The organism is Streptosporangium sp. NPDC049644 (assembly GCF_040675205.1).
Taxonomy (GTDB): domain Bacteria; phylum Actinomycetota; class Actinomycetes; order Streptosporangiales; family Streptosporangiaceae; genus Streptosporangium; species Streptosporangium fukuiense.
The window spans coordinates 1-6,366 of the sequence record NZ_JBFAOJ010000190.1; the positions used below are offsets into that span (position 1 = coordinate 1).

Consider the following 6,366-nt stretch of genomic DNA (forward strand, 5'->3'; position numbering starts at 1 on the left):
GCCGTGCTGGAGGAGCGCGGGGTGCGCACCAAGCGGTTGCGGGTGTCGCACGCGTTCCATTCGCCGTTGATGGATCCGATGCTGGAGGACTTCCGGGCGGTCGCCGAGAGGCTGACCTACCGTGAGCCGCGCATCGCGATCGTGTCCACCCTGACTGGTGAGCAGGCCACGGCCGAGGAGCTGTGTTCGCCGGATTATTGGGTGGATCAGGTGCGTGGCGCGGTCCGGTTCGCCGACGCGGTTGGCACCCTGCACGCCGGGGGTGCGCGGGCGTATCTGGAGCTGGGCCCGGATGGTGTGCTGACCGCGATGGCCGATGAGACCCTGGCCGCGTTCGATGGCGGGGGTTCGGATCTGCTGCTGGTGCCGGTGCTGCGCCGGGATCGTGGCGAGGAGTCGGCGGTGCTGGCGGCGTTGGCCGGGTTGCACGTGCACGGGGTGCGGCTGGAGTGGGGGGCGGTGTTCCCCGGTGCGCGGCGGGTGGAGCTGCCGACCTACGCTTTCCAGCGGCAGCCGTTCTGGCCGACCGGCAAGCGGGCCGGTGATGCCCGTGCTCTGGGGTTGGCCGCGGCGGGGCATCCGCTGCTGAGCGCGGCCGTCCATTTCGCCGAGTCCGACGGGGCGTTGCTGACCGGACGGTTGTCGGTGCGGTCGCATCCGTGGCTGGCCGACCACGTGGTGGGCGGGATGGTGTTGTTCCCGGGTACCGGTTTCCTGGAGTTGGCGATCCGGGCGGGTGATCAGGTCGGCTGTGACCTGGTGGAGGAGTTGACGCTGGCCGCGCCGTTGGTGCTGGCTGAGGATGACGCGGTCGCGGTGCAGGTGTCGGTGGGCGCCCGGGATGAGTCGGGCAGGCGTTTGCTCGGTATCTATGCTCGTCTGGCCGAGGCGGAGGAGCACACGCCGTGGACACGGCACGCCACCGGCATACTGATGGCGGGCGCCGCCAAGGCCGAGGAAGATGGGCGGGATGTCGGGTTCGATGCGACGGTGTGGCCGCCGCGGGGCGCGACCGCGATCGAGCTGGATGGTGTGTATGAGCGGTTCGCCGAGGGTGGGCTGAGTTACGGCCCGGTGTTTCAGGGGCTGAAGGCGGCTTGGCGGGGGCAGGACGGGGAGGTGTTCGCCGAGGTCGCGTTGCCGGAGCATGTCGCCGACGCGGCTTTGTTCGCCCTGCATCCGGCGTTGCTGGATTCGGCGCTGCATTCGGTGCCGTTCGTCGATCTGGACTCGGCGGGAGGTTTGCCGTTCTCGTGGAGTGTGGTGAGCCTCCAGGCGGGTGGTGCGTCGGCGTTGCGGGTGCGGGTGGCCAGGGCCGGTGCCGATTCGGTGTCGCTGACGGCGGTGGATCCGGCCGGTGCGCCGGTGTTGTCGGCGCGTTCTCTGGCGTTGCGTGCGGTTTCGGCCGATCAGCTCGCTGCGGCGTCCTCCGGGCGCGGAGTGGAGCGGGACTCGCTGTTCCAGCTTGACTGGGTCGAGGTGCCGATGACGGTCTCCCCGGTGGACGCCGTGATCGGGCTGGAGGTGGCCGAGCTGATCGGTGACCTCGACTCGCTGGAGCTACCACTTGGCAGGGCGCCCGAAGTGGTGGCCGTCGAGATCGATGTGACCAAGGCCGCCGATGTGGTGGACTCGGCGCACGAGGTGACCGCCCGGGTTCTGGGCCTGTTACAGCAGTGGCTGGCCGATGAGCGGTTCGACGACTCACGCCTGGTCGTGGTCACCCGAGGCGCGGTCGCCACCGGTGCCGGCGAGGCCGTGCCGAACCCGGCCGCGGCCACCGTCTGGGGACTGGTCCGCAGCGCCGAGGCGGAGAACCCCGGTCGCTTCCTGCTGGCCGATGTGGAGGAGCAGGAGACGGCCCTGTCCGCGCTGCCCGTCGTGCTGGCCTCCGGCGAACAGCAGGTGGCGGTGCGCAATTACGAGGCACGGGTGCCCCGTCTCGCCCGGCTTGCCCAGGGCGGGCACGACGCCCCGGCCTGGAATCCGGAAGGCACGGTGTTGCTCACCGGCGGCACCGGCGGCCTGGGCGCGGAGCTGGCCCGGCATCTGGTGACCGAGCACGAGGTACGGCACCTGCTGCTGGCGAGCCGCCGGGGCCCGGACGCCCCCGGTGCGGCGGAGCTGCTCGCGGACCTGACCTCGCACGGCGCGCAGGTGAGCGTCGTCGCGTGCGACGTGGCCGACCGGGACGCGGTGGCGGCGCTGCTGGCGCAGGTGGACACCGCGCACCCGCTGACCGCGGTGATCCACATGGCGGGCGCACTGGACGACGGGACGATCGCCACGCTGACCCCCGAGCGGCTGGGCGGAGTCTTGCGTCCCAAGGTGGATGCCGCCTGGCACCTGCACGAGCTCGCCCGTGAGGAGGATCTGGCCGCGTTCGTGGTGTTCTCGTCGGTGGCCGGGACGTTCGGCGGGCCGGGCCAGGGCAACTACGCGGCGGCCAACGCGTTCCTGGACGCGCTGGTCCAGCATCGGCGGGCCGCGGGCCTGCCGGCGGTGTCGCTGGCATGGGGCCCGTGGTCGCAGGACATCGGTATGACCAGCCGGTTGTCGCAGGTGGACGTGCAGCGTTGGAACATGAGCGGCCTGCTGCCGATCTCGCCCGCACAGGGCATGGCGTTGTTCGACTCGGCCATCGCGTCCGGTGAGCCGGCGGTGGCGCCGGTCCGGCTGAACATGCCGGCGTTGCGGGCGCACGAGGAACTGCCGTCGATGCTGACCGGGGTGGTTCCCACCGTACGCCGCTCGACGGCCGCCGCCCCGCAGTCACACGGCAAGCTGCTGCGGCGACTGACCTCGCTGGGCGCGGCCGACCGCCTCGACGTCATGCTGGACGTGGTGCGCACCGAGGTGGCGCTGGTACTGGGGCACGCCACGCCGAACACGGTGGAACTGCGGCGCGAGTTCCGCGATCTGGGCTTCGACAGCCTCACCGCGGTCGAGCTGCGTAACCGGCTGAACACCGCGACGGGCATGCGCCTTTCGGCCACGCTGGTGTTCGACTACCCCACGCCGACCGTGCTGGCCGAACACCTGCTCGATGAGCTGATGGGCACGCGGACGGACGTCGTGGACACGGCGCCGCCCGTGCTGCTGCCGCCGGTGGCCGACGACCCGATCGTGATCGTGGGCATGGCGTGCCGCTACCCGGGCGGGGTCCGATCCGCCGATGATCTGTGGCGGCTGGTGGCCGAAGGCGTGGACGGGATCAGCGAGTTCCCCACGAACCGCGGCTGGGATCTCGGTGCTCTGTTCAACTCGGACCGGGAGAACCGGGGCACCAGCTATGCGCGTGAGGGTGGCTTCCTGCACGAGGCGGGGGCGTTCGATCCGGGCTTCTTCGGGATCTCGCCGCGTGAGGCGCTGGCGATGGATCCCCAGCAGCGGCTGCTGATGGAGACCACCTGGGAGGCGATCGAGCGGACCGGGATCGACCCGGTCTCCCTGCGTGGCAGCCGTACCGGCGTGTTCGCCGGGGTGATGCACCACGACTACCGGCCGGGGCGCCTGGAGTTCCCGCCGGAAGTGATGAGCTTCATGGGGACCGGCACCGCGGGAAGCGTGCTGTCCGGCCGCATCTCCTACACCTTGGGCCTTGAGGGCCCGGCGGTGACGGTGGACACGGCGTGCTCGTCCTCACTGGTGGCGATACATCTGGCGTCGCAGGCGCTGCGCGGTGGCGACTGCTCGCTGGCGCTGGCCGGCGGCGTGACCGTGATGGCCACACCAGGGGCGTTCATCGACTTCAGCGCGCAGGGCGGGCTGGCCGGCGATGGCCGGTGCAAGTCCTACTCCGACGCGGCCGACGGGGTGAGCTGGTCCGAGGGCGTCGGCGTGGTGGTGCTGGAGCGGCTGTCGGACGCCCGCCGCAACGGCCACCAGGTGCTGGCCGTCGTGCGTGGGTCGGCGGTCAACCAGGACGGCGCGTCCAACGGCCTGACCGCGCCGAACGGCCCGTCGCAGCAGCGAATGATCCGCCAGGCCCTGGCGAGCGCCGGGCTCACTCCTGCTGACGTGGATGTCGTGGAGGGCCACGGTACGGGGACGACGCTGGGCGACCCGATCGAGGCACAGGCCCTGCTGACCACCTATGGCCAGGATCGGGATCGGCCGCTGCTGCTGGGGTCGGTCAAGTCGAACATCGGCCACACCCAGGCCGCTGCCGGTGTGGCGGGTGTGATCAAGATGGTCATGGCCATGCGGCACGGCCTGCTGCCCAAGACACTGCACGTGGACGAGCCGTCCACGCATGTGGACTGGTCGGTGGGCGCGGTGGAACTGCTGACCGAGGCCAGGCCCTGGCCGCAGGCCGAGCGGCCGTGGCGGGCCGGGGTGTCCTCGTTCGGGATCAGCGGTACCAACGCCCACGTGATCATCGAACAGATTCCGGTCGAGCAGGGCGCCGAAGCCGCGGATGTGGCGGCCGAGCCCCCGGCGCCTGTGCTGGACGGCGGGTCGCCGGTGCCGCTGCTGGTCTCGGGCCGGACCGATCAGGCGTTGCGCGCGCAGGCCGGGCGGCTGGCGTCGTACCTGGACGATGTGCCCGATGCCGAGTTGGCCGACGCCGCGTTCTCGCTGGCCACGACCCGGTCGGCGTTCGAGCACCGGGCGGTGGTGGTCGCCGGGGGCCGCGGGGGCGCGCTGGCCGGACTACGGGCCGTCGCCGAGGACCTGCCGGGTGCCGGTGTGGTGCGCGGGGTGGCCGGCGCGGAGCCGAAGCTCGCGGTGCTGTTCACGGGTCAGGGGAGCCAGCGGGTGGGGATGGGCCGGGAGTTGTACGCCCGGTTCCCGGTGTTCGCCGAGGCGCTGGACGCGGTGATCGCGGAGCTGGATCGTCATCTGGACGGTTCGCTGCGGGAGGTGCTGTTCGCCGAGCCGGGCACGGCGGAGGCGGAGGCGCTGGACCAGACCGGGTGGGCGCAGCCGGCTCTGTTCGCCGTGGAAACGGCGCTGTTCCGGCTTGCGGAGTCCTGGGGAGTGCGCCCGGCCGTGCTGGCCGGGCACTCGATCGGCGAGATCACGGCCGCGCATGTGGCCGGGGTGCTGTCGCTTGGGAACGCGTGTGCCCTGGTGGCGGCGCGGGCGCGGCTGATGCAGGCGCTGCCGTCCGGTGGGGCGATGGTGTCGGTACTGGCGTCCGAGGAGGACGTCGCCGGCCTGCTGGCCGGGCGTGAGCATGCGGTGTCGATCGCGGCGGTGAACGGTCCGGCCTCGGTGGTGATCTCCGGTGTGGAGGAGCCGGTTCTTGAGGTGGCCGCCGCGCTGGAATCCCAGGGGGTCAGGACGAGGCGGCTTCGGGTGTCGCACGCGTTCCATTCGCCGCTGATGGAGCCGATGCTGGCGGACTTCCGCGCTCTGGCCCAGACGCTCACCTACGACCCGCCGAAGATCCCGATCGTGTCGACCCTGACCGGAGAGGCGGCGGCCGAGCAGGTGTGCTCGCCGGACTACTGGGTGGACCAGGTGCGTGGCGCGGTCCGCTTCGCCGAGGGCGTCCGGACGCTGCACCGTCAGGGCGTGCGGGCGTATCTGGAGCTGGGCCCCGACGGAGTGCTGACCGCCATGGCCGGCGACACCCTCGCCGCGCTCGCCGGCTCGGACCTGGACGCGGCGCTGGTCCCGGTGTTGCGCAAGGACCGGGACGAGCCGGCCTCTGTCACCGAGGCGCTCGCCCGGTTGCACGTGCATGGGGTGACGGTGAACTGGCAGGCCGTCTTCCCCGGTGCCCGCCGGGTGGGCCTGCCGACCTACGCGTTCCAGCACCAGTGGTTCTGGCCCAAGGGCCCGGCTTCCAGCGCGGGCAATGTGGCGGCCGTGGGCCAGTCGGCGGCGGGTCATCCGCTGCTGGGCGCCGCGGTCGGCCTGGCCGACTCCGACGGGGTGCTGCTGACCGGACGGCTCTCGCTGTCGTCGCATCCGTGGCTGGCCGATCACGCGGTGGCCGGATCGGTGATCTTCCCGGGCACCGGGTTCCTGGAGCTGGCGATCCGGGCGGGCGACCAGGTCGGCTGTGACCAGGTCGAGGAGCTGACCCTGACCGCGCCGCTCGCACTCACCGAGACCGACGCCGTCGCGGTTCAGGTCTCCGTGGGTGCGGCGCAGGAGACGGGTCACCGTAGTGTGAACGTCTATGCCCGCTCGGCGCAGGCGGCCGATGATGTGCCCTGGGTGCTGCACGCGACCGGCGCGCTCCGACCCGGCGCCCAGGTCGCCAAGCCGTTCGACGCGGCGGTATGGCCGCCGGCCGGCGCAACCGCGATCGAGTTGGACGGTCTGTATGAGCAGCTCGCCGAGGGCGGGCTGAGCTACGGGCCGCTGTTCCAGGGGCTGCGGGCGGCCTGGCGGCGTGATGATGAGATC

At 71.9% G+C, this 6,366-nt stretch carries 1 protein-coding gene; it reads left to right on the plus strand.

Going from position 1 to position 6,366, the window contains the following annotated elements:
* A partial coding sequence (locus tag AB0J58_RS43805; RefSeq protein WP_364227493.1) for an SDR family NAD(P)-dependent oxidoreductase occupies positions 1-6,366 on the plus strand: 6,366 nt, incomplete at both ends.